The 24,261-nt window shown below is 60.4% G+C and carries 21 protein-coding genes; 14 read left to right on the top strand and 7 right to left on the bottom strand.

Annotated features, from left to right (window positions below; genetic code table 11):
• Positions 1–20: 20 nt before the first annotated feature.
• Together CKW25_RS24715 and CKW25_RS24710 are read right to left on the bottom strand one after the other, a co-directional pair.
• Positions 21–971 (bottom strand): homoserine kinase, encoded by a 951-nt coding sequence (locus CKW25_RS24715; RefSeq protein ID WP_095083456.1) that lies wholly within the window; start codon positions 969–971, stop codon positions 21–23.
• 60 nt (positions 972–1,031) lie between these two features.
• Positions 1,032–1,322 (bottom strand): DUF2782 domain-containing protein, encoded by a 291-nt coding sequence (locus tag CKW25_RS24710; protein ID WP_095083454.1) that lies wholly within the window; start codon positions 1,320–1,322, stop codon positions 1,032–1,034.
• Between the two features lie 74 nt (positions 1,323–1,396).
• On the opposite strand from CKW25_RS24710, the gene polA reads away from it, so the two are divergent.
• Entirely contained in the window at positions 1,397–4,204 is a 2,808-nt protein-coding gene (gene polA, locus CKW25_RS24705; RefSeq protein WP_095083452.1) for a DNA polymerase I, read from the top strand.
• Between the two features lie 349 nt (positions 4,205–4,553).
• Here the strand turns inward: polA and yihA are convergent, their stop codons facing one another.
• A complete protein-coding gene (yihA, locus tag CKW25_RS24700) occupies positions 4,554–5,198 on the bottom strand; it encodes a ribosome biogenesis GTP-binding protein YihA/YsxC (protein WP_095083450.1) in 645 nt (214 codons plus the stop codon).
• 191 nt (positions 5,199–5,389) lie between these two features.
• On the opposite strand from yihA, the gene CKW25_RS24695 reads away from it, so the two are divergent.
• The 9 genes from CKW25_RS24695 (at position 5,390) to CKW25_RS24655 (ending at position 15,012) form a co-directional block, all read left to right on the top strand.
• Entirely contained in the window at positions 5,390–5,680 is a 291-nt protein-coding gene (locus tag CKW25_RS24695; protein WP_095083448.1) for a cytochrome c5 family protein, read from the top strand.
• Positions 5,681–5,726: 46 nt separating this feature from the next.
• Positions 5,727–6,332 (top strand): cytochrome c, encoded by a 606-nt coding sequence (locus tag CKW25_RS24690; protein WP_095083446.1) that lies wholly within the window; start codon positions 5,727–5,729, stop codon positions 6,330–6,332.
• Between the two features lie 200 nt (positions 6,333–6,532).
• Entirely contained in the window at positions 6,533–7,162 is a 630-nt protein-coding gene (locus CKW25_RS24685; protein WP_095083444.1) for a thiol:disulfide interchange protein DsbA/DsbL, read from the top strand.
• Between the two features lie 12 nt (positions 7,163–7,174).
• On the top strand, positions 7,175–8,053 hold the full coding sequence (locus CKW25_RS24680) for an endonuclease/exonuclease/phosphatase family protein (protein ID WP_095083442.1): 879 nt from the start codon (positions 7,175–7,177) through the stop codon (positions 8,051–8,053).
• Entirely contained in the window at positions 8,050–10,023 is a 1,974-nt protein-coding gene (locus tag CKW25_RS24675; RefSeq protein WP_095083440.1) for a GGDEF domain-containing protein, read from the top strand. Before CKW25_RS24680 ends, CKW25_RS24675 begins: the two co-directional genes overlap by 4 nt.
• 102 nt (positions 10,024–10,125) lie before the next feature.
• Positions 10,126–10,905, top strand: coding sequence for an N-acetylmuramoyl-L-alanine amidase (locus CKW25_RS24670; protein WP_095083438.1), 780 nt, complete (start codon positions 10,126–10,128; stop codon positions 10,903–10,905).
• Positions 10,906–10,978: 73 nt separating this feature from the next.
• Positions 10,979–12,595 carry an EAL domain-containing protein gene (locus CKW25_RS24665; RefSeq protein WP_095083436.1) on the top strand — a complete coding sequence of 539 codons (1,617 nt, stop codon included), beginning with the start codon at positions 10,979–10,981 and terminating at the stop codon, positions 12,593–12,595.
• 130 nt (positions 12,596–12,725) lie between these two features.
• Positions 12,726–14,342 carry a DUF2235 domain-containing protein gene (locus CKW25_RS24660; RefSeq protein WP_256578023.1) on the top strand — a complete coding sequence of 539 codons (1,617 nt, stop codon included), beginning with the start codon at positions 12,726–12,728 and terminating at the stop codon, positions 14,340–14,342.
• 13 nt (positions 14,343–14,355) lie between these two features.
• Positions 14,356–15,012 carry a DUF2931 family protein gene (locus CKW25_RS24655; protein ID WP_095083432.1) on the top strand — a complete coding sequence of 219 codons (657 nt, stop codon included), beginning with the start codon at positions 14,356–14,358 and terminating at the stop codon, positions 15,010–15,012.
• Positions 15,013–15,060: 48 nt separating this feature from the next.
• Here CKW25_RS24655 and CKW25_RS24650 read toward each other — a convergent pair whose 3' ends face one another.
• On the bottom strand, positions 15,061–16,851 hold the full coding sequence (locus tag CKW25_RS24650; protein ID WP_095083430.1) for an ATP-binding protein: 1,791 nt from the start codon (positions 16,849–16,851) through the stop codon (positions 15,061–15,063).
• A 10-nt stretch (positions 16,852–16,861) separates the two neighbouring features.
• Positions 16,862–18,208 (bottom strand): sigma-54-dependent response regulator transcription factor AlgB, encoded by a 1,347-nt coding sequence (gene algB / locus CKW25_RS24645; RefSeq protein ID WP_095083428.1) that lies wholly within the window; start codon positions 18,206–18,208, stop codon positions 16,862–16,864.
• Positions 18,209–18,649: 441 nt separating this feature from the next.
• On the opposite strand from algB, the gene CKW25_RS24640 reads away from it, so the two are divergent.
• From CKW25_RS24640 to CKW25_RS24620, 4 genes are all read left to right on the top strand, one after another.
• On the top strand, positions 18,650–18,937 hold the full coding sequence (locus CKW25_RS24640) for a hypothetical protein (RefSeq protein WP_095083426.1): 288 nt from the start codon (positions 18,650–18,652) through the stop codon (positions 18,935–18,937).
• 72 nt (positions 18,938–19,009) lie between these two features.
• Positions 19,010–19,177, top strand: a complete 168-nt coding sequence (locus CKW25_RS24635; RefSeq protein WP_095083424.1) for a DUF1328 domain-containing protein — start codon at positions 19,010–19,012, stop codon at positions 19,175–19,177.
• A gap of 781 nt (positions 19,178–19,958) precedes the next feature.
• Positions 19,959–21,290 (top strand): glutamate/aspartate:proton symporter GltP, encoded by a 1,332-nt coding sequence (gene gltP, locus CKW25_RS24625; RefSeq protein WP_095083420.1) that lies wholly within the window; start codon positions 19,959–19,961, stop codon positions 21,288–21,290.
• Between the two features lie 148 nt (positions 21,291–21,438).
• Positions 21,439–22,668, top strand: coding sequence for a nucleoside recognition domain-containing protein (locus CKW25_RS24620; RefSeq protein WP_095083418.1), 1,230 nt, complete (start codon positions 21,439–21,441; stop codon positions 22,666–22,668).
• A gap of 19 nt (positions 22,669–22,687) precedes the next feature.
• On the opposite strand, the gene CKW25_RS24615 is transcribed toward CKW25_RS24620, so the two are convergent.
• Positions 22,688–23,326 carry an ABC-type transport auxiliary lipoprotein family protein gene (locus CKW25_RS24615; RefSeq protein WP_095083416.1) on the bottom strand — a complete coding sequence of 213 codons (639 nt, stop codon included), beginning with the start codon at positions 23,324–23,326 and terminating at the stop codon, positions 22,688–22,690.
• Positions 23,323–24,261, bottom strand: a complete 939-nt coding sequence (locus tag CKW25_RS24610) for an MlaD family protein (RefSeq protein ID WP_095083414.1) — start codon at positions 24,259–24,261, stop codon at positions 23,323–23,325. Before CKW25_RS24610 ends, CKW25_RS24615 begins: the two co-directional genes overlap by 4 nt.

Below are 24,261 nucleotides of genomic sequence, written 5' to 3'. Positions count from 1 at the left end.
TCCGCTTGCCCGCGATGCCTTTAAATGGCGAACGGCAGTGGCGTGCTGACCTGTTGACGCTGCGCCAGGCGATGCTCGAACTCCTTCGGGTCGTGAATCAGCACGTCTTGTCCGGCAAAGGACTCGGCAGCGATCAAGCGTGACAACCAGAAGCGCACACAGGCCACCCGCAACAGGGTCGGCCACAGTTCGGCCTCGGCCGCGGTGAATGGCCGCAGCGCGGCGTAGGCACCGAGCAATGCCCGCGCCCGTGGGCCGTCAATCAAGCCGTCATCGTCCGAACACCAGTCATTCAGGGCGATGGCCACGTCGTAGAGCATCGGCCCCGAGCAGGCGTTGTAGAAATCGATCAGCCCAGTCAGGTGCGTGCCTTCAAACATGGCATTGTCGCGGAACAGGTCGGCGTGGATGTTGGCCCGTGGCAACGCCAGGATGCTGTCTTTGCGGGCGGTGATTTCATCCAGTGCGCACTGTAGCAATGCGCGTGACTCAACCCCCAGGTGCGACAGAAGCTGTGTGCCCTCTTCGAGCATCCAGTCCAGGCCGCGATCGGTCTTGCGCTTGATCATGTTGTCTTTGGTCGCCAGGTGCAGATGCCCCAGCAGCTCCCCGACCTGCACACAGTGCTGCGCATTGGCGACTTTGATGTGCTTGCCGGCCAGGCGTGGCTGCAACAGCGCAGGCTTGCCGGCCAACTCGCGCAGGGCGACACCCTCGGTGGTGCGCAGCGCATAGGGCACCGGCAGGTCGGCGTTGTGCAACACGTCGAGCAGTTCGATGAAGAACGGCATTTCCTGCGCCGGGCCACGCTCAATCAGGGTCAGGACAAACTCGCCCTGCTCCAGGCTGATGAAGTAGTTGGTATTCTCACTGCCCGCGGCAATCCCCTGGAAATCAAGCAGGCGGCCGAGCCCATAAGGGGCGAGAAAGGTTTCCAGCTCGGGCCGAGCCAGGGGGGTGAACACAGACATGGTTAAAAACTGCTCAGTTCGGGTGCCGCTATCGAGCCAGCACCGATTAAAGTTAAGAAACTACTTCCACGAAAAAATTTCCCATGCCGGGATCAGCATATCCGGCTGATCCGAGCGGATGAAATTGGCTTCCGTTCCGTCCGAGCGCACCAGGAAATACGGTTTGCCGCCCTTCGGAGTGACCTTGATCGCATACAGGAAGCCGTTCTGGCGGTATTCCTGGATGGTCTTGTCGCCTTCGGTGCGGATGGTGACTTCCGGTTCCGGGGTCGGTGCGTCATCCGCTGCCATGGCGGCCAGCGGAATGCAGGTAAACAAGCCAGCCAGCAACAGGCGATTGAGTGTACGCATGATAACCTTGTCCCTTTGTCGTCAACGGTCCCGCTATTCTAGCGCCGGACCCGCCGAAAAGGTTGATCCTGCTCATGAGCCAAGCCCCCCTCGTCCTGGTGGACGGTTCTTCATACCTGTACCGCGCCTTTCACGCGCTGCCACCTTTGACTACCTCCAAAGGCCTGCCGACCGGTGCGGTCAAGGGCGTGCTGAACATGCTCAAGAGTCTGCGCAAGCAGTACCCGAACAGCCCGTTCGCCGTCGTGTTCGACGCCAAGGGTGGGACATTTCGCGACGACATGTACGCCGAATACAAGGCCAATCGCCCGAGCATGCCCGACGATATGCGTGTGCAGATCGAGCCCCTGCATGCCAGCGTGATTGCCCTGGGCTTCCCGCTGTTGTGCGTGGAAGGCGTTGAAGCGGACGACGTGATCGGCACGCTGGCCCGCAGCAGCGCGGCCGCTGACCGCCCGGTGGTGATCTCCACGGGCGACAAGGACATGGCACAGCTGGTCGACGGGCACATTACCTTGGTCAATACCATGACCGGTAGCGCGATGGACGTGGCTGGCGTGAAGGAGAAATTCGGCGTCGCTCCCGAGCAGATCATCGACTATCTGGCGTTGATGGGCGATTCCTCCGACAACATTCCGGGCGTTCCGGGGATTGGCCCGAAGACTGCGTCCGGCCTGTTGGTGGGCGTCAATGGCGGCCTGACCGAGCTGTATGCACAGCTCGATATCGTGCCGACCCTGCCGATTCGCGGGGCCAAGACCCTGCCGGCCAAGCTCGAAGAGCACAAGGAGATGGCGTTCCTCTCCTATCGACTGGCGACCATCAAGGTCGACGTGCCGCTGGACGTGGGGCTGGACGATTTGCACCTGCGCGAGCCGGACCGCGAAAAACTGGCGGAGCTCTACACCCTGCTTGAATTCAAGAGCTGGTTCGATGAGCTGCAACGCGATGCCAAGCGTCTTGAGCTGAGTGCCGCTCCCCAGCCTGAGCCGGTGGCTGATCTGTTGAGTGCCACCGAGACCGAAGCCAGAGTGCCTGTGGTCGTTGAGGCGCGCTACGAAACCATCCTCGATCAGGCCCGTTTCGACGCCTGGCTGAAGAAGCTCAATGGCGCCAAGCTGTTTGCCTTCGACACGGAAACCACCGGCATCGACGCCCAGCAGGCGCAACTGGTGGGCCTGTCCTTCGCCGTGCAGCCTTTTGAAGCGGCCTACATTCCGCTGACTCACGCCTACGAAGGTGTGCCGGACCAGCTGGATCGCGACAGCGTCCTGCGTGCCCTGAAGCCGCTGCTGGAAGACCCGGACAAGCTCAAGGTTGGCCAGCACGCCAAGTTCGACATGAATATCCTGGCCAACTGCGCCATCGGTGGCGACCCAGCCTGCGGCATCACTGTGCGCGGCATTGCCTTCGACACCATGCTTGAGTCCTATGTGCTCAACTCCACCGCCACCCGCCATGATATGGACAGCCTGGCGCAGAAGTACCTGGACTACACCACCGTGAGCTTCCAGGACATCGCGGGCAAAGGGGCCAAGCAGCTGACCTTCGATCAGATCGCCCTTGAGCAGGCCGGGCCTTATGCCGCTGAAGACGCCGATGTGACCTTGCGGCTGCACCAGGCCCTGCACCAGCAGCTGACCGCCATCCCGAGCCTGGCCAGCGTGCTGAGCGATATCGAAATGCCGTTGGTGCCGGTGCTGGCGCGCATCGAGCGCCAGGGCGCGCTGGTGGATGCCGAGCTGCTGGGGGTGCAGAGCATCGAGCTGGGCAACAAGATGGCAGACTTGGAGCGTGAAGCCATTCACATTGCCGGTGAGGAGTTCAATCTCGGCTCGCCTAAGCAGTTGGGTGCGATCCTCTACGAAAAACTCGGCTATCCGGTGCTGAAGAAAACCGCCAAGGGCCAGCCGTCCACCGCCGAAGAGGTGCTGGCCAAGCTGGCGGAAGATGACTACCAAGAGCCCAAGGTGCTGATGCAGTACCGCTCCATGAGCAAACTGAAGAGCACCTACACCGACCGTCTCCCTGAGCAGATCAACCCGCGCACCGGGCGGATTCACACCTCTTATCACCAGGCGGTGGCGTCCACCGGGCGCCTGTCCTCCAGCGATCCGAACCTGCAGAACATTCCCGTGCGTACCGCCGAGGGCCGGCGCATCCGCCAGGCCTTTATCGCCCCGAGCGGCTACAAACTGCTGGCGGCGGACTATTCGCAGATCGAGCTGCGGATCATGGCGCACCTGTCCCGTGACGAAGGCCTGCTCAATGCTTTCCGCAACAACCTGGACGTGCATGCGGCCACGGCCGCCGAGGTATTCAAGGTTGAGCTCCAGGACGTCACGTCCGACCAGCGTCGCAGTGCCAAGGCGATTAACTTCGGTCTGATCTACGGCATGGGGGCACAGAAGCTCGGCAAGGACATTGGCGTCGATACCAAGCAGGCCAAGGCCTACATCGACACCTATTTTGCCCGTTACCCCGGCGTTCGCGAGTACATGGAGCGCACCCGCGCCCAGGCGGCGGACCAAGGGTATGTAGAAACCCTGTTCGGGCGTCGCCTGTACCTGCCCGAGATCCACTCCAACAAACCCCAGGAGCGCGCTGGCGCCGAACGCACAGCGATCAACGCGCCGATGCAGGGCACGGCGGCAGACATCATCAAGAAAGCCATGGTGGCGGTGGATAACTGGCTGACGGCTTCCGGCCTGGACGCCAAAGTCATCCTGCAGGTACACGATGAACTGGTGCTGGAGGTTCGCGAGGACCTGGTCGACCAGGTTCGCGAGGAAATCCGCGTGCACATGAGCGGCGCGGCGGCCCTGGATGTGCCACTTCTGGTGGACGTCGGTGTCGGAAACAACTGGGATGAGGCTCATTAAGCCGTTTTGAGGCGCCATTGGCCGCGGCATAGTGTCGCGGCCATCGCAGGCGAAGGGCTGTTAGCTCGAAAAAATCTTGGTTTATTCCAATCGATTTTGAAACTGGCCGGAACTAAACCGTGAACCCCCACTCAGAATTACTGAATGGGTGGTGAAGCCCTTCGATGCTCCTATGTTGTGTTAAGTGTTGGCAGATATCTGGACCCCGCCCTAGCGGTCCGGAACTTAGACCCCGAACTACTCCCTCCCCATATGTAGTTCGGGGTTTTTTTTGCCTGAAAACTGCCTGCGCGTCGCTCCTGCGGCCTTAAAACAGGCTCGCTTGAGCGTCGCGCGGCGAGGTTCCCGGTTACTCGGCGGCCTCTTCAGCGCCCTTGTCCGCCAGCTCCATCCAGTCCGCCAATACCGTGTAGGCCTCTTCCAGGCCCAGGCGCTTGGGGGCCGAGAACAGCTGGATGGTCACGGCTTCGCCCCAGCCTTTGCGGATCTCCGCCTGAACCTTGAGCAGTGAGTTCTTCGCCGCGCCGTAGGTCAGTTTGTCGGCCTTGGTCAGCAGAATGTGCATCGGCATGCCGCTGGCGACAGCCCAGTCGAGCATCAACAGGTCGAAGTCGGTCATTGGATGACGGATGTCCATCATCAGAATCAGGCCCTTCAAGCTCTCGCGGCTGCCCAGGTAGGCTTCCAGGTGGCGCTGCCAGTGCTGCTTCAACGGGATCGGCACTTTCGCGTAACCGTAGCCCGGCAGGTCGACCAGACGCCGATCTTCGTCTAGCTTGAAGAAGTTCAACAGCTGCGTGCGACCCGGTGTCTTCGAGGTACGCGCCAGGCTGGCGTGGGTCAGGGTGTTCAGCGCGCTGGACTTGCCGGCGTTGGAACGCCCGGCGAAGGCCACTTCAAAGCCTTCGTCGTCAGGGCATTGATCGACTTTGGCAGCGCTGAGCATGAAGGTGGACTGTTGGCACAGACCAAGGATGGGGTTCTTGAGTTGCATGGGATTTCCGATGTGGGCGGTGCCGAGAATGGTCGCAAAGAGCTGCGTCGTTTCCGTTTCAGTGACGCCAGTATATAATGCCGCAGATTTTGTGTGCGCTTTGTCCCAGCGTAGGATGAAGTTCACGAGAGCGATTGACCTTGATTGCGCATAAGAACGCAGCACGCTCTCAACCCTGAAAAGGTCGTTTTATGACGAAATGGCTGCTAGCTGCCGGCGTCTTGATGCCGCTTTATGGCGCGCAGGCTACACAGGATCCGGAAGCTGTGTACAACCGTGTTTGTGGAGCCTGTCATTCCGGCCAACTCCCGACGGCGCCTCAAAAGGGCGATCAGGAAGCTTGGGCGCCAAGACTGGCGCAAGGTATGGAGACGCTGGTGCAACACGTGACCCAGGGTTTCAAGGCGATGCCGCCGCGTGGTTTGTGCATGGACTGCAGTGCCGAGGATTACCAGGCAATCATCCAGTGGATGAGCGAGTGATCCCGGTCCATAACTCTTTAACCCTTAGCCGTAGTTGGATTAGCTGATGAACAAATTAGTCGTGAGTCTGCTGTTGACCCTGGGCATCGCAGGTGGCGCCCATGCTGCGGGCGACGCTGCTGCTGGTCAGGCGAAAGCCGCAGTATGTGGTGCTTGCCATGGCCCGGATGGCAACAGCATGGCGCCAAACTTTCCAAAACTGGCGGGTCAGGGTGAGCGTTACCTGAACAAGCAACTGCACGACATCAAGTCGGGCAAGCGCACCGTTCTGGAGATGACCGGCCTGCTGACCAACCTGAGCGATCAGGACCTGGCTGACATTTCAGCCTACTTCGCCAGCCAGAAAGGCAGCGTCGGCGCGGCAGACCCGAAAGTCGTGGCTCGCGGTGAAGAGTTGTTCCGCGGCGGCAAGCTGGAGCAGGGCATGCCATCGTGCACCGGTTGCCACTCGCCTAACGGCGCCGGCAACGCGGCAGCTGCTTTCCCGCACCTGGGTGGCCAGCACGCTCAATACACCGCCAAGCAACTGACCGATTTCCGTGAAGGTAACCGTACCAACGACGGTGACGCGAAAATCATGCAAAGCGTTGCAGCCAAGCTGAGCAACAAAGACATCGAAGCGGTGTCCAGCTACATTCAGGGCCTGCACTAAGGTCCGTCGAGCGGGCGTTACGCGGGGGGTTGAACCCGCACAACGTTAACGCTCGATTAATCCTTCGATGCGAACATAAAAAGGGTGGCTTAGGCCGCCCTTTTTTGTGGCCGCTGCCGTTACACTAGAGAACTGATGCCCGCCATGGCCTGACAGAATGCAGGTCGCGCGAGGCGAGCCAATTTGCCCAGGAGTAAAGCATGCGTAATCTGATTCTCAGCGCCGCACTCGTCACTGCCAGCCTGTTCGGCGTCACCGCCCAGGCTGCTGAACCGCTTGAAGCCGGTAAACAATATGTCGAACTGAGCAGCGCCGTTCCGGTGGCTGTGCCCGGCAAGATCGAAGTGGTAGAGCTGTTCTGGTATGGCTGCCCGCATTGCTATGCGTTCGAGCCCACCATCAACCCGTGGGCTGAAAAACTGCCGGCCGATGTGAACTTCGTGCGTATCCCGGCCATGTTCGGTGGTATCTGGAACGTGCACGGCCAGCTGTTCATCACCCTGGAAGCCATGGGTGTGGAGCAAAAGGTTCATAAGGCCGTGTTCGAAGCCGTCCACGATGGCAAGAAGCTCGCTACCCCGGAAGAAATGGCTGAGTTCCTGGCCGGCGAAGGTGTCGACAAGGACAAGTTCCTGAGCACCTACAACTCGTTTGCCGTCAAAGGCAAGGTTGAAGACGCCAAGAAGAAGGCCCAGGCCTATCAGATCTCCGGTGTACCGACCATGGTCGTCAACGGCAAGTACCGCCTTGACCTCGGCACCGCCGGTGGCCCTGAAGGTGCGCTGAGCGTGGCCGACCAACTGATCGCCAAGGAGCGCGCCGCTAAGTAAGCGGCGCACGCCATGCGTCGTTGGGGTACTGAGCGCGTCGTTGGCCTGCATGATCCGCAGGTCAACGAGCATCATCTGGAGCCCTCGGGCTTGCCCGCGGACAGTCGTCTGCGCCTGCTGAGCTTCAACATCCAGGTGGGCATCAGTACCGAGCGTTATCGGCACTACCTGACCCGTGGCTGGCAGCACCTGCTGCCGCACACCGGGCGTGCCGACAACCTGCAAAAGATCGGCAACCTGCTGGGCGACTACGATCTGGTCGCCTTGCAGGAAGCGGATGGCGGCAGCCTTCGTTCCGGCTACGTCAATCAAGTCGAACACCTGGCCCAGCTTGGCGCCTTCCCCTACTGGTATCAGCAACTCAATCGAAACCTGGGTCGTCTCGGCCAGCACAGCAATGGTGTGCTCAGCCGGATGCGGCCCTGGCAGATTGAGGATCACCCGCTGCCTGGGCCCAAGGGCCGGGGTGCGATTCTCGTGCGGTTTGGCGAGGGGCCCGAGGCGCTGGTCGTCGTGATGATGCACCTGGCGCTCGGTGCCCGGGTTCGCAGTCTGCAGCTGGCCTACATTCGCGAGTTGATCGGTGGCTACAAGCACCAGGTGCTGATGGGCGACATGAACACCCATGCCAGCGATCTGCTGCAAAGCTCGCCTTTGCGCGACCTGGGCCTGCTTGCACCGCAAGTCGAAGCGACATTCCCCAGCTGGCGCCCGCAGCGTTGCCTGGACCATATTCTGCTCAGTCCGACCCTGACGCTCGAACGGGTCGAAGTGCTGGCGCAACCCATCTCCGATCACCTGCCGGTCGCGGTAGAGATTCGTCTGCCGGGTTCGCTCACGGCCGATGCATTGCCCGCGTTGAGTCCTGCCCTTCGCGGAACCCCTGAATGAGCGACGAAGCAAACCGCTGGAAAGAGAAGTACCTCAAAAGTATCGAACAGCAGGAAAAACTCGAGCGTCGCTGGGATGCCCGCTTCGACTTGCTGCGTCGTGGGCTGGTGCGCAGTACGCTGGCTGCCGAGGGGACCGACCGTGCGGTAGACCAATGCATGAAGGAAATGCGTGAAGTCATCCGCACCAATGAAATGGATGCCGGATTGGCTGCGTTGCTGCCGCGTCTGGAAAAAGCCGTGCTGGATTCCGAGCAGCGGCGCGAAACCCGGGTTGATCAGATCGGCTCGGCGCTTAGCGCACTGGTCGCGCAACTCCAGGCCTTGCCATTGCCGCGAGAGGTCAGTCGACCGCTCAAGACCTTCGCCAAGCAATTGGACGGGCGCGTCAGCCAGGCCCGCGAGATTCCCTTGCTGCTCGGTGAACTGAGTCAGTTACAGAGCCAGGCACTCAGTGTGCTGGAGAGCCCTGATGAACCTGACCGCCCAGGGTTGTTGCAGCGTCTGTTTGGGGGGCGTGACGAGAACGTCGAAGAGCAGCCGGTCGGTTCGACCCAGCCAGTGCCTGCTGTTGGCATGACGCCTGAGCCTGTGACAGTGCCGATCGCGCAGCGGGCTCCGGAAGCATCGACCGCCGTCGTGGTGGAGTCCGGGCCTGAGCCGATCGAGGAATCGCCAGCGCTCGCAGTGGCCGCGTTTGAACAGGCGCCGCAAGCTCGACACGATTCGATCCAGGCTGCGGATCAGGACCTGGCAGTCCTGGACGAGCGGGAAGCGTCGCCTGCCCCGCAACCCGAGCTCGAAACCACGCCATTGGTCGACAGCCTTCCCCTGTCTCCAGCCATGGCACACATCCACGCCGAAATGGATCCTGAGTGTTACGAACCGGACGCGCTTTATGCGCTCCCGGATTCGCCCGAGCCGTCCTACAGCTCGGTGGCCAAGCACATCGAAGGCACGCTGCTGGGGTTGCTGGACGATCTGTCGTTGCCCGAGCGCCACCGCCCGCAAGCCGAGGCCATGCGCGTGCGGCTGAGAAACGGGTTGAATTGGTACGAACTGCTACCGATCCTCGATGATCTTGCGGTGTTGATGCTGGCGATCACCGACAGTGGCCAGCATGAGTTCGAGGTGTACCTCAAGCAACTCAATGAGCGCCTGGAATCCTTCCAGAGCAACCTGCAAGCGGCCAGTGACGGGCACGCGGACAACCGTTCGGCCGCTCGCGAGATGGACACGCAGCTCCGTGAGCAGGTCGACGGCTTGCACAGCAGCATGCAGGACGCGGCAGACCTGGAAGATCTCAAGCGCGTATTGGAGAACCACCTCGAGGGCCTGCTCGGCACCCTGGACCAGCACCAGCAGCAGCGCGACGAGCGTGAGCAGGAAGTCGCAGCGCGCCTGCAAGGCTTGGCGCAAAGGGTGGCGAGCATGGAGCAGGAAGCCCAGGGCTATCGCGAACACCTGGAAGAGCAGCGCCAGAAGGCCTTGGTCGACCCGCTCACCGGCTTGCCGAACCGGGCTGCCTGGAGCGAGCGCCTGGAGCATGAAGTGGCCCGGTGGCAACAGCACGACACGACCTTGTTGCTGGCGATGCTCGACCTCGATCATTTCAAGCGCATCAACGATAACTATGGCCACCTGGCTGGCGACAAGGTGCTGAAAATCATCGCAACGGTGCTGCGCAAGCGCCTGCGAGGTTCAGACTTCATTGCCCGCTTTGGTGGCGAAGAGTTTGTATTGCTGGTGCCCGACACATCGCTGGCAGCGGGTGTGAACCTGCTGGAAACCTTGCGAGCGGCCATCGGAGCCTGCCCGTTTCACTTCAAGGGCGAACCGGTGACCATTACGGTTTCCATCGGTGTGACGGCGTTCAAGCCGGGAGAACGTAGCGATCTGGTGCTTAAGAGAGCCGATCAGGCGCTATATCGGGCAAAAAATGCCGGACGAAATCGCGTTGAGCCAGCCTGACGGCAATTGTTCCATTTTATTTAATCCGGCGCTTTTAGCGGCTCAGGCACAGGGCGGTACGTTACACTGTTGCATTACTGTCTTCAGCGTACTGTCACTGCCATGAAATTCATTACTTTGCTCGTGTCCTTTCTTGTCCTGGCGGGTTGCGCCAGTGGTCCTCGTTACGATACCAGCCACCCTTCGGCCAATTACGACAACCGTGTGCAGTTCGTCGTCATGCATTACACCTCCGCGTCGCTGGCGCAGTCGCTGGCGTTGTTGACCCATGGCGAGGTCAGCAGTCATTACCTGGTCGGTGATGATAAAAACGCGACCATCTACAAGCTGGTGGATGAGAACTATCGCGCCTGGCATGCCGGTGAAAGCGAGTGGCAAGGGCGTACCTGGCTGAACTCGAGCTCCATCGGCATCGAGATCGTCAATCCGGGCTTCAGCGATACGCCGAGCGGGCGCGTCTGGTATCCCTACAGCGAAGCCCAGGTGCAGTCGCTGATCGTCCTGCTCAAGGACATCAACAAGCGTCATGGCATCAGCCCTCGCCAGGTGATCGGCCACAGTGACATCGCCCCCTTGCGCAAACTCGACCCGGGCCCGTTGTTCCCGTGGAAGCGCCTGGCCGAAGCCGGTGTGGCGCTCTGGCCGAACGAGCAGGCAGTCGCCCGTCAGCAAGCGGTGTTTGCGACACGGTTGCCGAGCATCGGCTGGTTTCAGGAGCAACTGACGCGCCTGGGCTACACGACGCCGCAGACCGGCGAGCTGGATGTCGCCACCCGGCATGTGCTGGCGGCCTTCCAGATGCGCTTCCGGCCATCGCGCTTCGACGGTACGCCAGACGCGCAAAGTGCTGCGATCCTGCAAGTACTCAATCAGACAAAATAATGACGCCCGCTCGACGGTAGGGGCCAACCCTCAATCAGTAGCTATAACTCATTGGTAATCCTTCGGATGTTCAATGATGGCGGCTGCTCGAGAGACCCTGCGTAACTGGTTTCATCGCCCTTGGTCTTTGGCGATGCTGGCGGCTGCGCTCAGCGCGGCCTTGTTGCTGGCCGGTAGCCTGGGGTTGGCGCTGCGTCAGGTCCAGCTGCGTGAAAGCGAACAGATGAACGCCCAGGGTGAGCGTTTCCTTGAGCGACTGGAGCAACTGTTCGGCCAATTGCGCGAAGGCCTGGATGACCTGGAGGCGCAACCGCTGCGTGGCTGTGACATGAAAATGTTCACGATCCTGCAACAGGTGAGTTTCAACTACCGCTTCGTGTATGAAGCAGCCTACATCGACAAGACACAGTTCTGCTCAAACCGCCCTCATCAGGAATCGCTTTCGGCCATCCGCCCACCCGACATCAAGGGCCCGACCTACAGCTATTGGCTCAATACGTCGACCGAACCGGATGAAAATCGCGCGGCATTGATGCTCGGGCGCGGCAACTTTCGGGTGGCGACGTCGCGCGGGCATTTGACCGACATGGTCGACTTGTCGCCGGGCAGCAGCCTGTTGGTGATCCTCGATCATGGTACCCGGGCGGTTCCGGTGCTTGGCGCGCCACAAACCTGGCCACTGACTGAGCCCTGGTCACCGTTCAGCAATGAACCGTTGCAGATCACCCGGACCCGGCTGATCTATCGGATGCCGACCAACAATCCCGAGTACCAACTGGTATTGATCTCTCCGCGCACCCGCATGAGCTTGCCGGCACTGTGGTGGTGGTTGGTGTCGGCAAGCCTGGTGGCGGGACTGAGCATCGGCACGGTGGTGTATCTGTTGGCCCGGCAGCGACAGTCAATGGGCGGTGAGTTGCAGGGCGCGCTCAAGCGCGGCGAACTGCAGGTGTTGTATCAGCCGATCTTTGAGCTGCGCAGCCGCCAGTGTGTCGGCGCCGAGGCCTTGTTGCGCTGGCGTCGACCGGACGGCACGCTGACCAGTCCGGACCTGTTCATTCCCATGGCGGAGAACACCGGGCAGATACGCCAGATCACCGATTTTGTCTTGCAGCGCCTGCTTGAGCAGCTCGGCCAACTGCTGCGCGCCAACCCGCAGCTGTATATCTCGGTGAACCTGGCGGCTTGTGATGTGATGGTGCCCAGAGTCGGCGAAGTCATGGCCCGCCTGCTGGCGTTGCATCGTGTGGCGGCGCGGCAGATCGCGTTTGAGGTCACCGAGCGTGGCTTGATCGACGTGGCGGTCGCACGCCAGAACCTGAAAGCCTTGCGCGATGCCGGGCATCAGGTGCTGATCGACGACTTTGGCACGGGTTACTGCAGTCTGGCCTACCTGCAAACCCTGCCGGTGGACTGCCTGAAAATCGACAAGGCGTTCATCGATGCACTGGGTCATGACGCCGCGAGCAGCGGCGTGGCTCCCCATATCATCCGCATGGCGCATGCCCTGCAGCTCACCGTCATCGCCGAAGGCATCGAACATGAAGCCCAGGCCATGTTGCTGATGAGTGAAGGGGTGAATTACGGTCAGGGCTGGCTGTTTGCCCAGGCCCTGAGCGCGATGCAATTGATCGAGCTGGTGACCCGCGGCCGCCGACGGGCGCCGCGGCGTATCGATGACGAGGCCTGAACCTGGCTTTCAGAATAGTCATACATACTCAAAACACAGTTTTTTCTTACATGAAAACAGTCCGCGACTGATATCTATGCTCATGCTCATAGGAGCAACTTCCCCCCGTCACGTATGAATCGCTTCATGGTTGAGCGCTCGTGAATGGATGGTTAATCGGGGAAGGAAAACCGTTGTGAGAATACAAAATTGTTTTTGTCAGCAGTGTTTGGTCCGTGAAGCTGGAAACGCCGCTGCTGACCTTCGTATTGAGGCTAAACAGCTCGCCAGGCAGAAGGCCTGGGAACATGAGGAGGCGCGTAGCCGTCAAGAAGCCTGGGAGCAGAGGGAGGAAGAGCGGCAGCGGGTGAACGTCACCTTGCGCATTGGGGTGTTTTTCGATGGCACCGGCAACAACCCTGCCAATGTAGAGCAGGGCATTCGCTGCGGTGCGCACCACCCGATTGCTCCAGAGGATCTGGATGGTAGTTGCAAACCGTACATGCGCGATGCGAACAGTAGTTATGGCAATGACTTCACTAACATCAAAAAGCTGTTTGATCTTTATAAACGCTCCAGCAAACGGGAAGTTATCCAGGAGAAAAGAAAAGCATTCCAGAAGATCCTTGTAGAGGGGATAGGTACTCAGGCAGGCGCCAAGGACAGTGTTATTGGCTCGGGCATCGGCCGAGGAGAAACCGGCGTCGAGGCGCGGGTGGATTACGCATTTAATCAGGCTCGAATTGCGGTTCAGCTATTCCGTGATGACTACCCCGCCATGCGAATTGGTCAGTTGACCTTCGATGTATTCGGTTTTAGTCGTGGCGCCGCCGCAGCGCGGCACTTTGCCAACCTGTTGGCGAAAGCCGCCAATGGCCCCCTGCGAGCGGCCCTGAATGTACCGAATGTATTCACGGCCGGGTTCACCAAGCAATACGGTCATGGCGTGCAGGTGGGTTTTATCGGCCTGTTCGATACGGTTTCGGCAGTGGGTGGATTGCGTAACCTGGGCTATGTACGCAGTGCTTCTGCCCCCGGCTTGCAACTGCACTTGCCCCCGGAGTTGTTCCCTCGGGTGGTGCAACTGGCCGCTCGAGATGAGTACCGCAGTAACTTTCCCTTGCAGCGAGTCGGCCCGGAGCACTCGGAAATACTATTGCCCGGTGCCCATTCGGATGTGGGAGGCGGCTATCGGGATGAAGTCGAAGAGCAGGTCATGCTTGGCCCGATGCAAGCGCTGGATGTGCCTGTGTACGTCGATGTTAAAAACACCTCCATTTACCGCGATGCCTTGCAGGCGCAGGCCCGATGGCAGGCCCAGGGCTGGCCGTTGGCGATGTTGTTCATCGTGACTCCCGAGCCGGTCCTGCTGCCGGCGGACCCGCAGGACCGTCTAGCCCCTCGGCAGAAGCGGGTGTACGCCGGGTTGCGGCTCAAGCGCACGGTCAGCGCTGGTTTGTCGCGGGTGTACTTGCGGGTGATGTATGGGTTGGCGCGTGCACGTGGAGTGGACTTCGACGATCTGGATGTTCACCAGGCCATCTACGAATTACCACCACCACTTCAAGCACTGGGTGAGCGCTTTATCGCTGGCGATTACAGCACTACACCCGCTGAGGAAACGCTGCTCAAGCGCAGTTACATCCATGCTTCGGCTCACTGGAACCCCGACCCGTTGGCTGGACCGCGCATTGGAACGTTCGCGCTGACCTATCTCAATGCCCCGACACCAGACCGTAATCGGGTGCAACACCCCCATACGCCATGAAGGACGCACACTGATGAAACAGCTTTTTGTACTGCTGGGGTTATTCATGATGCTCAGCGGCTGTCAGCCCATTGATCCGCTTTCCGGGGCCAACGATCCGAAGGACGATTCATGGCATATCGATTTCGTCGAGCCGGCCCATATGAAAGTGTGGGTGGAGACGTCTGCCGTAGAGGACATACAAGGAATGTTGTTTCGCAATATCGCAGGTAATACTGCCGCAGGCAGCGACTGGGATGACGGTACCGAGGTGGCAAAAGGTTGGAGCGGTCTAGGGGTGTCTCTCAGGCCGGTGACCGGCGCAGATTTGCCCAGGCGCATTTATGTTCGCTGGCAATCCAACGCCAATCAAACCACCTACAAGGGCTGGATCGAGATCTCGGAAGAAACCCGGCGCATTATGCGCCGGGCCACAATGCGCCGTTGCCCGGAGCGACCGGACGAGCCGGCGTACTTGCTGTCGTTGATGAATGTGGGGTTGGCCCCAGGTGGGATTATTCAAATCTGGGTGCGGGATGAATGTGGACGCCCCATTAAAACCGACCGAGTGCAGGTGGATATCGAGCCTTTAGGACCGGACCAGGGGAAATTTCAGGGGCGCTACACCCCGCAATCCGCCTCATCCAAGCGCTACGTCGAACGTTTTGGTATCCCCTATGGGAGTTGGTAACAGTAGAACGCGCTGCGGTCTGAAGCTCTAACCGCGGGGGGGGGGCAGTCACAACGGCAATGCCATGTAAAACTGAGCCCCCTGCCCCGGCCGTGAATACACGCCGATGCGGCCACCGTGCAGTTGCACGATCTCCTTGCACAGGGCCAGGCCAAGCCCTGCGCCCCCTTTCTTGCGTCCGACCTGGACAAACGGCTCGAAGATTCGCCCCTGCTGGCCATAGGCGATGCCTTCGCCATTGTCTTCGACGCTGATAATCACCCGTTTGCCATTGCGACGGGCTTGTAAGCGTATCTGCCCGTTGGCGCGGGTGTGGCGCAAGGCATTGTCGATCAGGTTGTCCAGCACGCGCTCCAGTTGCGCCTGATCGGCCTGTAACCGTGGCATCGGGGCCTGTAGCTCCACCAGCAGCTCGATATTGTGTTCATTGGCTCGTTCGGCAAAGCGCCCTTGCGCTTGCTCCAGCAGGTCATCGACGTTGCAGGCCGCCAGGGAGAGCTTTTGCAGGCCGTTTTGATAGCGCGAGAAGTTCAGCAGGTCGTTGATCAACTGCACCAGACGCTGCATTTCGTCATTGACCGTGTTCAGCAAATCCGTTTCGCGCGTCTGTTCGGCAAAGTGCGTTCGTTCGCGGAACAAACCGAAGGCCATGTTCATGCCAGTAACCGGCGTGCGCAGTTCATGGGAGGCGCGCAGTACGAACTCGCTGCGCACCCGCTCAAAGGCGCGCTGTTCGGTGACGTCGTGCAGCACCATCACCGCGCCGAGAATATGACCTTCGGTATGGCTGACGGGGGTCAGGCTGTAGCTCAGCAGGCGCGATTGGCCGTCGACTTCGATGCTCAGGTCTTCAGGTGCGCGCTCCAGCGTACCGCCGTGCAGCACCCGTTGCAGTTGCTCATCAAGCTCCGGACGTTGCAGCGCGGCGCCCAGGCCCTGGCCCAGGCGATCGTCGTCCCAGCCCAGCTGGCGCTGCGCGACCGGGTTGAAGTGCTCCAGATGCCCTTGGCGGTCGATCATCAACAAGCCGTCGTCGATGCTGTCGAGCACCGCCTGCAAGCGTTGCTGGCCGGCGAGCAGTTCGTCGACGTTGGTTGCCTGATGTTCGCGCAAGGCTTCGGCCATGAGGCCGAAGCGCCGAGTCAGCTGGATCATCTCCGCGGCCGGGGAAATCGGCAGGGTAACGTCGAAATTGCCTTGGCCAATGTCGTCCGCCGCCTTGGCCAGCGCTTCGATGGGGGCACCGAAGCGTTGCGCGATACCGTGCGCGGTGACAAAACCGACGATCAGCACCGCCAGCGCCACCAGGCCAAGCAGGCCGGCGACCAGCAACGCACGTTGACGGACATCGTGCTGAGTGCTGCTGATGTGCTCCAGTGCCCGTTTCTGTTCGGCAATCAGGCCGTTGCGCAGGAGGTCGAGTTTTTCGGTGAGTGCCTGATTGCCGCTGAGTATGGCGGGAGGTTCCTGTGCGTGACGGAAGGCTTCGAGGAGCGCCCGGTAGTCATTGCGAGCCTGCTGGAAGCCGTGGTGGTCGGTATCGAGGTTGTTCTCATGGGCGATGCCTTGGTCCAGTAGCTCGACGTAGTGCCGCTCTGATGCGTGCAGCGCTTCAAGGTCGGGCTTTTCGTCGAGCATGATGACCCGTTGCTCGCCCAAGGTCTGTTGCAGCTTCAGGCCCAGGTCCAGGGTGATGAAGTTGTCGCGAACCAGCACCTCCTGATTGTTGGCCATCTGCATCACGCTGACCAGCCCGAGCACCAGCCCGAGCAAGGCGACGGTCATCAATGCCGAGATGCTCAGGAACAGTCGCGTGCGCAACTTTATCGCCAGCTTCATAAGGGGCGGCTCACAAATTGTACTGTTTACGTTTGCGATACAGCGTCGAGGCGTCGATGCCCAGAGTCCTGGCGGCTTGGTCCAGGGTGCCGGAACTGGCCAGTACCGCGCCGATATGGGCTTTCTCCAGTTCTTCCAGGCTCAACGCGGCACCGATTCGCGGAGCGTTGTTGGTGGTCTGCTCAGCCATGCCCAAATGGCTGATCTCCACCCGCTCCTGCGGGCAAATGATGCTCGCCCGTTCGACCGCGTTACGCAGTTCACGGATGTTGCCGGGCCATCGGTATCCCAGTAGCGCCTCGCGTGCCTCGTCGCTGAACCCTCTGGCCGGCCGGGCGTACTCTGTGACGAATCCGGCGAGGAAGCGGTCGGCCAGGGCCAGAATATCCTCTGCCCGTTCACGTAGCGGTGGCAGGTGCAAGGTGATGACATTCAACCGGTACAACAGGTCCTCACGGAAGCGCCCGTCGCGGACCATGTCTTCGAGGTTGAGGTTGGTGGCGGCGAGAATCCGCACATCGGCGCGACGGGTCACCGGGTCACCGACCCGCTCGTATTCCTTGTCCTGAATGAAACGCAGCAGTTTGGACTGCAGGGTCAAAGGAAAATCACCGATCTCATCGAGGAACAGTGTGCCGCCATCGGCCTGATTGACCCGGCCCAGGGTGCTTTCGCTGGCCCCGGTGAACGCTCCCCGGCTATGACCGAACAGCTCGCTTTCCATCAGGTCGGCCGTCAAGGACGGGCAGTTGACGGTGACGCAGGACTTCTTCGCGCGCTTGCTCCAGCCATGGATGGCCCGTGCCAGCTCGCCTTTGCCGGTGCCTGACTCGCCGAGAAGCAAGATATTGGCGTCGGTGCTGGCAACCTGGCGCGCAGTTTCCAGGACGACTTTCATCGCCGGGCTATGGGAATCCAGGCCGTCGCCAGGTTTGCGCAGTTCGCCTTCGAGGGCTTCAAGGCGTGCCGAAAGCTGGCGAACCTCCAGCTGTTTGGCGGTGGCCAGTCGCAGTTGATCCGGGCTGCAAGGCTTGACCAGATAGTCGGCGGCACCGGCCTGGATGGCGTCGACGGCGGTGTCCACGGCTGAGTGCGCGGTGACGATGACCACGCGCATCCACGGTGCCTGGATGCGCATTTGCGCCAGCACGTCGAGACCGTTGTCTTCGCCCAGCCGCAGGTCGAGGAAGCACAGGTCGAAGACCTGGCGCTGCAGCAGGAGGTCGGCCTGGGCGGCGCTGTTGGCAGTGGTGACGCTGTAGCCTTCGTCTTCAAGGCAGTAGCGGAAGGTGCGCAGGATGGCGGCCTCATCGTCCACCAGCAGGATGCGGCCTTGATGCTCGTTGGCGAATTCCATTTTTCCTGCGCTCCTTGAGTGAGTGATCTTGATTTAGTCCCGGAGAAATCAGGCAAGTTGCATGATTCATTCTGGTCGCTTCTGATCAAAGCGAAGCCGATATCTGCGCAATTCATCAATAAGCGTACGTTTTTGTCAGGTATTGCTGCCCATTCACGGGTGTTGGGTTGTCCTGCCTCCTTTTCTGACATCTGCACCGCCCCATACATTCCAAAAATTTTCCATTTGCCTCAGGCCGATCGTGCATATCGCACGAGCGACCCTCGCGCATCGTGCAGGATGCGCTCAAACGGATTCTGGGCTTATTTATAACTATCTGATTTTATTGGATTTTTAACTGAAAAGAAGCTGGCATGCCGGCTGCAATGCTCTGGTTGATCCGGGTCGCTCATGACACAGCACCCGCAAACCCATCACCACCCGTGTGGGAGGAGCATCAGGATGAATCGCCAACGTGGCGCCCCATTGCGACTCTTGCCGCTGTGTATCCAACAGGGGCTGTCCATCGTGCTTGCGTTGGTGGTCACCCTGATCGGAGGCCAGCAGTTCTTGCGCTGGGAGCACAGTCAGCAGCCGGATGCAGGCATCGCACCAACCCTGCATATCGCCTCGCCCCGTTCCAGCGCCGTCAGCAGTCACCTGCCTGACGCGACTTCCAGGCGAATGATGGAGATTGACCAGGCTCGGCCTGAGTTCAAGGGGCCGCCCCAGGAGCGTTGGGTGTTCTAGGCAGCAGGCCGGACGTGCGTTTCACACATCGGGTAAGGCAGCACCACTAATAGACGTGTAAGGAGAATCATCATGTTGAGCTGGGCAATCACATTCCTGATTATTGCCATTGTCGCTGCCGTACTTGGCTTCGGTGGTATCGCGGGCACCGCCACGGGTATCGCCAAGATTCTCTTTGTCGTGTTCCTGGTGATGTTCATCGCGTCCTTCTTCGTTGGCCGTCGCGGTGGTCGAGGCTGATCGCGAGGACTTGCTGCCAGGCGCAGCCTGCCGCCCCGCGGGGCGACATTGCCAGGAACATGCAGCCAGTTTGAATACCGAAAGGGATCAACAGGGTCTCTTTCCTTTGCGCCCACCCGAGGACGGTGCGCGCATGACCAGGGGGCCGGGACGTTCTGATTGTTTCAGGATCGGAGTGACCTACGGGTACAGGGAGTGCCCGCGAAAGGACCGGGTCAGGCAACGCAAAGTTGCGCCGTCTGTTCGCCAATCGCTTGCAAGGTGGTGAACAGGCGGCGCGCTCACAAGTGCAAAGCACTGTCCTAGAGCGATCCAGGGATATTTATCGGGTAATTGTTCCTGCATCTGCCTGGCAAAGCATTTCGCAGTGTTTCCAAGTGACCGTATATCGAGATTTTTAAGATTAATTTCCGGTCATTTTTCGTCGCTGCGAGTAGGGAAATTCTGTTTTTTTTGCCCACATTCGGCTGATCAAAAAACAACCACTCTCCTCTGCGATGGCCGGTTCACGGCACTTATGCCTGCCGAAATGTCGTATTCGAACCGGTTGGGACGGCCGTTTTGTTTGAAAAAACTCATGCCGATTCGGCATAGGGTAGGCGTTTACGGCATTAGACGCGGTGTCCTTGCATCGGAATAGTTGCGCCTTTTTTCGCCTGCCAGAGAGCCGTATACACGCGTTCCGGGGCACCTTATACGGGGGTAGATGCTCAAACTTTTCCGCCATTGAGCGTTCCAGTTCGTGCATCTGCCCGAGTCAAACGCAAGTAAGGGTAATGATATGAAGAAGGCAAAGCTTAGCCTCGCCTGGCAGATCCTCATCGGTCTGGTCCTGGGTATAGCAATCGGCGCAGTGCTCAACCATTTCAGTGCGGAAAAAGCCTGGTGGATCAGCAACGTCCTGCAACCGGCGGGCGATATCTTTATCCGTCTCATCAAGATGATCGTGATCCCGATCGTGATCTCCTCGCTGATCGTTGGTATCGCTGGCGTGGGTGATGCGAAGAAGCTCGGGCGCATTGGTCTGAAGACCATCATTTACTTCGAAATCGTCACCACCATCGCCATTCTGGTGGGTCTGGTGCTGGCCAACCTGTTCCACCCGGGCTCGGGCATCGACATGAGCACCCTGGGGACTGTGGATATTTCCAAGTACCAGGCGACGGCGGCCGAGGTTCAGCATGAACATGCGTTCGTCGAAACCATCCTCAACCTGATTCCGTCGAACATCTTTGCTGCCATGGCGCGTGGCGAGATGCTGCCGATCATCTTCTTCTCGGTCCTGTTCGGCCTCGGTCTGTCGAGCCTGCAGTCCGACCTGCGCGATCCGCTGGTGAAGATGTTCCAGGGCGTATCGGAAAGCATGTTCAAGGTCACTCACATGATCATGAACTACGCGCCGATCGGTGTATTCGCACTGATCGCGGTGACCGTTGCCAACTTCGGCTTCGCGTCCCTGCTGCCGCTGGCCAAGCTGGTGATCCTGGTTTACGCCGCCATTGCCTTCTTCGGCTTTGTCGTTCTGGGCCTGATCGCACGCCTGTTCGGTTTCTCGGTGCTCAAGCTGATACGCATCTTCAAGGATGAGCTGGTGCTGGCCTACTCCACCGCGAGCTCGGAAACCGTGCTGCCGCGCGTGATCGAGAAGATGGAAGCCTACGGTGCGCCGAAAGCCATTTGCAGCTTCGTGGTGCCGACCGGTTACTCGTTCAACCTCGACGGTTCGACCCTGTACCAGAGCATCGCGGCAATCTTCATTGCCCAGCTGTACGGCATCGACCTGTCGATCAGCCAGCAACTGTTGCTGGTACTGACCCTGATGGTCACCTCCAAAGGTATCGCCGGCGTACCGGGCGTGTCCTTCGTGGTGCTGCTGGCCACTCTGGGCAGCGTGGGTATTCCGTTGGAAGGCCTGGCGTTCATCGCGGGTGTCGACCGCATCATGGACATGGCTCGTACCGCACTGAACGTGATCGGCAACGCCTTGGCCGTACTGGTTATCGCGCGTTGGGAAGGCATGTACGACGATGCCAAGGGCCAGCGCTACTGGAACTCCCTGCCGCACTGGCGCAGCAAAGAGAAGCTGCCGGCCGGCGAGACTTCCAGCAACTGAGTTCGCCTACATGATCGTTCCCGCGCCCTGCGTGGGAATGCATCCCCCGGACGCTTTGCGTCCGGCCCACAAACCCCGGAGAAATCCGGGGTTTGTCGTTTCTGCCCACCCCGCTATCATTCGCGCATCTTTTGGGGGAATTTGACTGATGCTCAATGGCCTGTGGCTTGGCTTTTTCGTCGTGGCGGCCGTTTCGGCACTGGCGCAGTGGCTGATCGGTGGCAATGCTGGGATCTTCGCGGCGATGGTGGAAAGCATCTTCGCCATGGCCAAGCTGTCGGTCGAAGTGATGGTGCTGTTGTTCGGCACCTTGACCCTGTGGCTGGGCTTTCTGAAAATCGCCGAGAAGGCCGGTATCGTCGAATGGCTGGCCAAGGCCCTGGGGCCACTGTTCCTGCGCCTGATGCCGGAAGTACCGGCCGGCCATCCGGCCATCGGCCTGATCACCCTCAACTTTGCGGCCAACGGCCTGGGCCTGGACAACGCCGCCACGCCGATCGGGCTCAAGGCCATGAAGGCGTTGCAGGAGCTCAACCCCAGTGCAACGGTGGCCAGTAACGCGCAGATTCTGTTCCTGGTGCTTAACGCGTCGTCACTGACCCTGTTGCCGGTGACCATCTTCATGTACCGCGCCCAGCAAGGCGCGCCCGATCCGACCCTGGTGTTCCTGCCTATCCTGTTGGCGACCAGTTGCTCGACCCTGGTCGGCCTGTTGTCGGTGGCGTTCGTGCAGCGTCTGCGCCTGTGGGACCCGGTGGTGCTGGCTTATCTGATTCCGGGTGCGCTGGTACTGGGTGCCTTCATGGCCTTGCTGGCGACGCTCTCAGCCACCGCGCTGGCCGGCCTGTCGTCGATCCTTGGCAACCTGACGCTGTTCGGGCTGATCATCGTGTTTCTGGTGATCGGCGGACTGCGCAAGGTCAAGGTCTACGAAACATTCGTCGAGGGTGCCAAGGAAGGCTTCGACGTGGCCAAGAACCTGCTGCCGTACCTGGTGGCGATGCTCTGTGCGGTGGGTGTGCTGCGGGCCTCCGGCGCGCTGGACTTCGGCCTGGACGGGATTCGTCATCTGGTGGAGTGGGCTGGCTGGGACACCCGCTTCGTCGACGCCCTGCCGACGGCGATGGTCAAGCCGTTCTCGGGCAGCGCGGCAAGGGCCATGTTGATCGAAACCATGAAAACGTCGGGGGTGGACAGCTTCCCGGCACTGGTCGCGGCGACGGTTCAGGGCAGTACCGAAACCACCTTCTATGTGCTGGCGGTGTACTTCGGCGCCGTGGGCATCCAGCGCGCGCGGCACGCCGTGGGCTGCGCCCTGCTGGCGGAACTCGCCGGCGTGCTGGGCGCGATCGGGGTGTGCTACTGGTTCTTTGGCTGAGCCGGAATCACCCGTCGGGTCAGGGTCTTGCCGGGGTGTTTTTCTGCCCCTGCTCCACGGTCCAGGCAATCACCTGCCTGGTCAGCGTATCGCCGGCCAGGCCGAACCCGCTCACCACGGCGGGCACTTTCACATCGTTCAATGGCTGGCGCACTTCAAAGCGCCGGCTGGCGAGGATGCGCTGGTCGGTGCCACGCACCAGCAATGCATCCAGGCGAATCACCACCTGTGCATGGTTGCCCTGGTATTCGGTCTGGAAGGCTTGCAGGTTGCCGCCCAGTTCCAGGTCTGTCTGGAAGTTGCTGTCGTCGGTGCTCAGCAGGCCTACTCGACCGTCCTGGGCAAAACCGTCGAGCAGGCGGTTGCGCAGCAGGATCGGTGTCGTGTCGCTCCAGCGCGAAGCCTTGTAGCTGCTGATCAGGTCACCTTGCGGGATCACGGCGATCTTGGCGTTGTTCAGCACGTCACCTGCCTGTGGTTTGGCAACCTTCAGCGACCAGCGCACCGGATTGGCGTGGGTCGACGGCGCGCTATCCTGGGCCGCAGGCAGGCGATAGATATCCTGTGGCTCCGGTTTGGGGAGGATCGAGCAGGCGCTGGTCAGTGCCAGGCTTGCGAGCAGCGTGCCGTGGGCAAAAGTGCGGTAGACACCCTTCATGGTGTGAACTCCTTGTCATTGTCGCCGCCCAGCAGGTAGCCGCCGGGGTTGGCTTCGAGGCGACGTGAAATGGCCCGCAGCGAACTCAGGGTGTCGCGCAGTTCGCGCACGGCCGGTGCCAGGCCGTTGAGCCCTTGCATGCCGTTGTTCAATGCGTCCTGATTGCTGCTCAGCAGCGTGTTGATGGTCGCCGTGCTCTGCTCCAGGGATTTCATGGCGTGCTCGGCACTGCCGAACATCTGTTTGCCCTGGTCATTGAGCAGGCCATTGGCGTTACGCATCAACGCGGCGGTTTGTTCCATGGCGGCACCGGCCTGTTTGCCGACAACCGCCAGTTGTTGCATGGCCTGGCGGATATCGCCGCGCTGGTCGGCAATGGCCCCGGTGGTTTGTTCCAGATGATCGAGGGTCTTGCTCAGGCGTTCGACGTTTTCCGGCGACAGCATCTGGTTGGCGTTGTACAGCAGCCGGTTGATGCTGCTCATCACGTCTTCGCTGTTGTCCAGCAACCGTGCGATGGGCGACGGCGAGGCGACGATGACCGGCAATTGACCGTCCTTGCCTTGCAGTTCCGGGCTTTTGGGGGTGCCGCCGCTGAGCTGGATGATCGAGGTGCCCGTAATGCCGGTCAGTGCCAGTTTGGCCCGAGTGTCTTCCTTGATCGGGGTGTCGCTACCCAGGCGAATCCGTGCCAGCACCCGGCGGGGATCGTCGGGGTCCAGGCGCAAGCTCACCACATCGCCGACCTTGATCCCGCTGTATTGCACCGCGCTGCCTTTGGACAGGCCGCTCACGGCCTCGTTGAAGACGACTTCATAATCCTTGAACTCCGTGTCGACACTGGACTTGGCCAGCCACAGGCCGAACAGCAAGGCGCCGGCCACGATGATTACGGTGAACAGGCCGATCAATACATGATGGGCTCGGGTTTCCAT

Source organism: Pseudomonas sp. Irchel s3h17, assembly GCF_900187505.1.
Classification (GTDB): domain Bacteria; phylum Pseudomonadota; class Gammaproteobacteria; order Pseudomonadales; family Pseudomonadaceae; genus Aquipseudomonas.
This window is presented reverse-complemented; position numbering and strand designations above follow the sequence as displayed.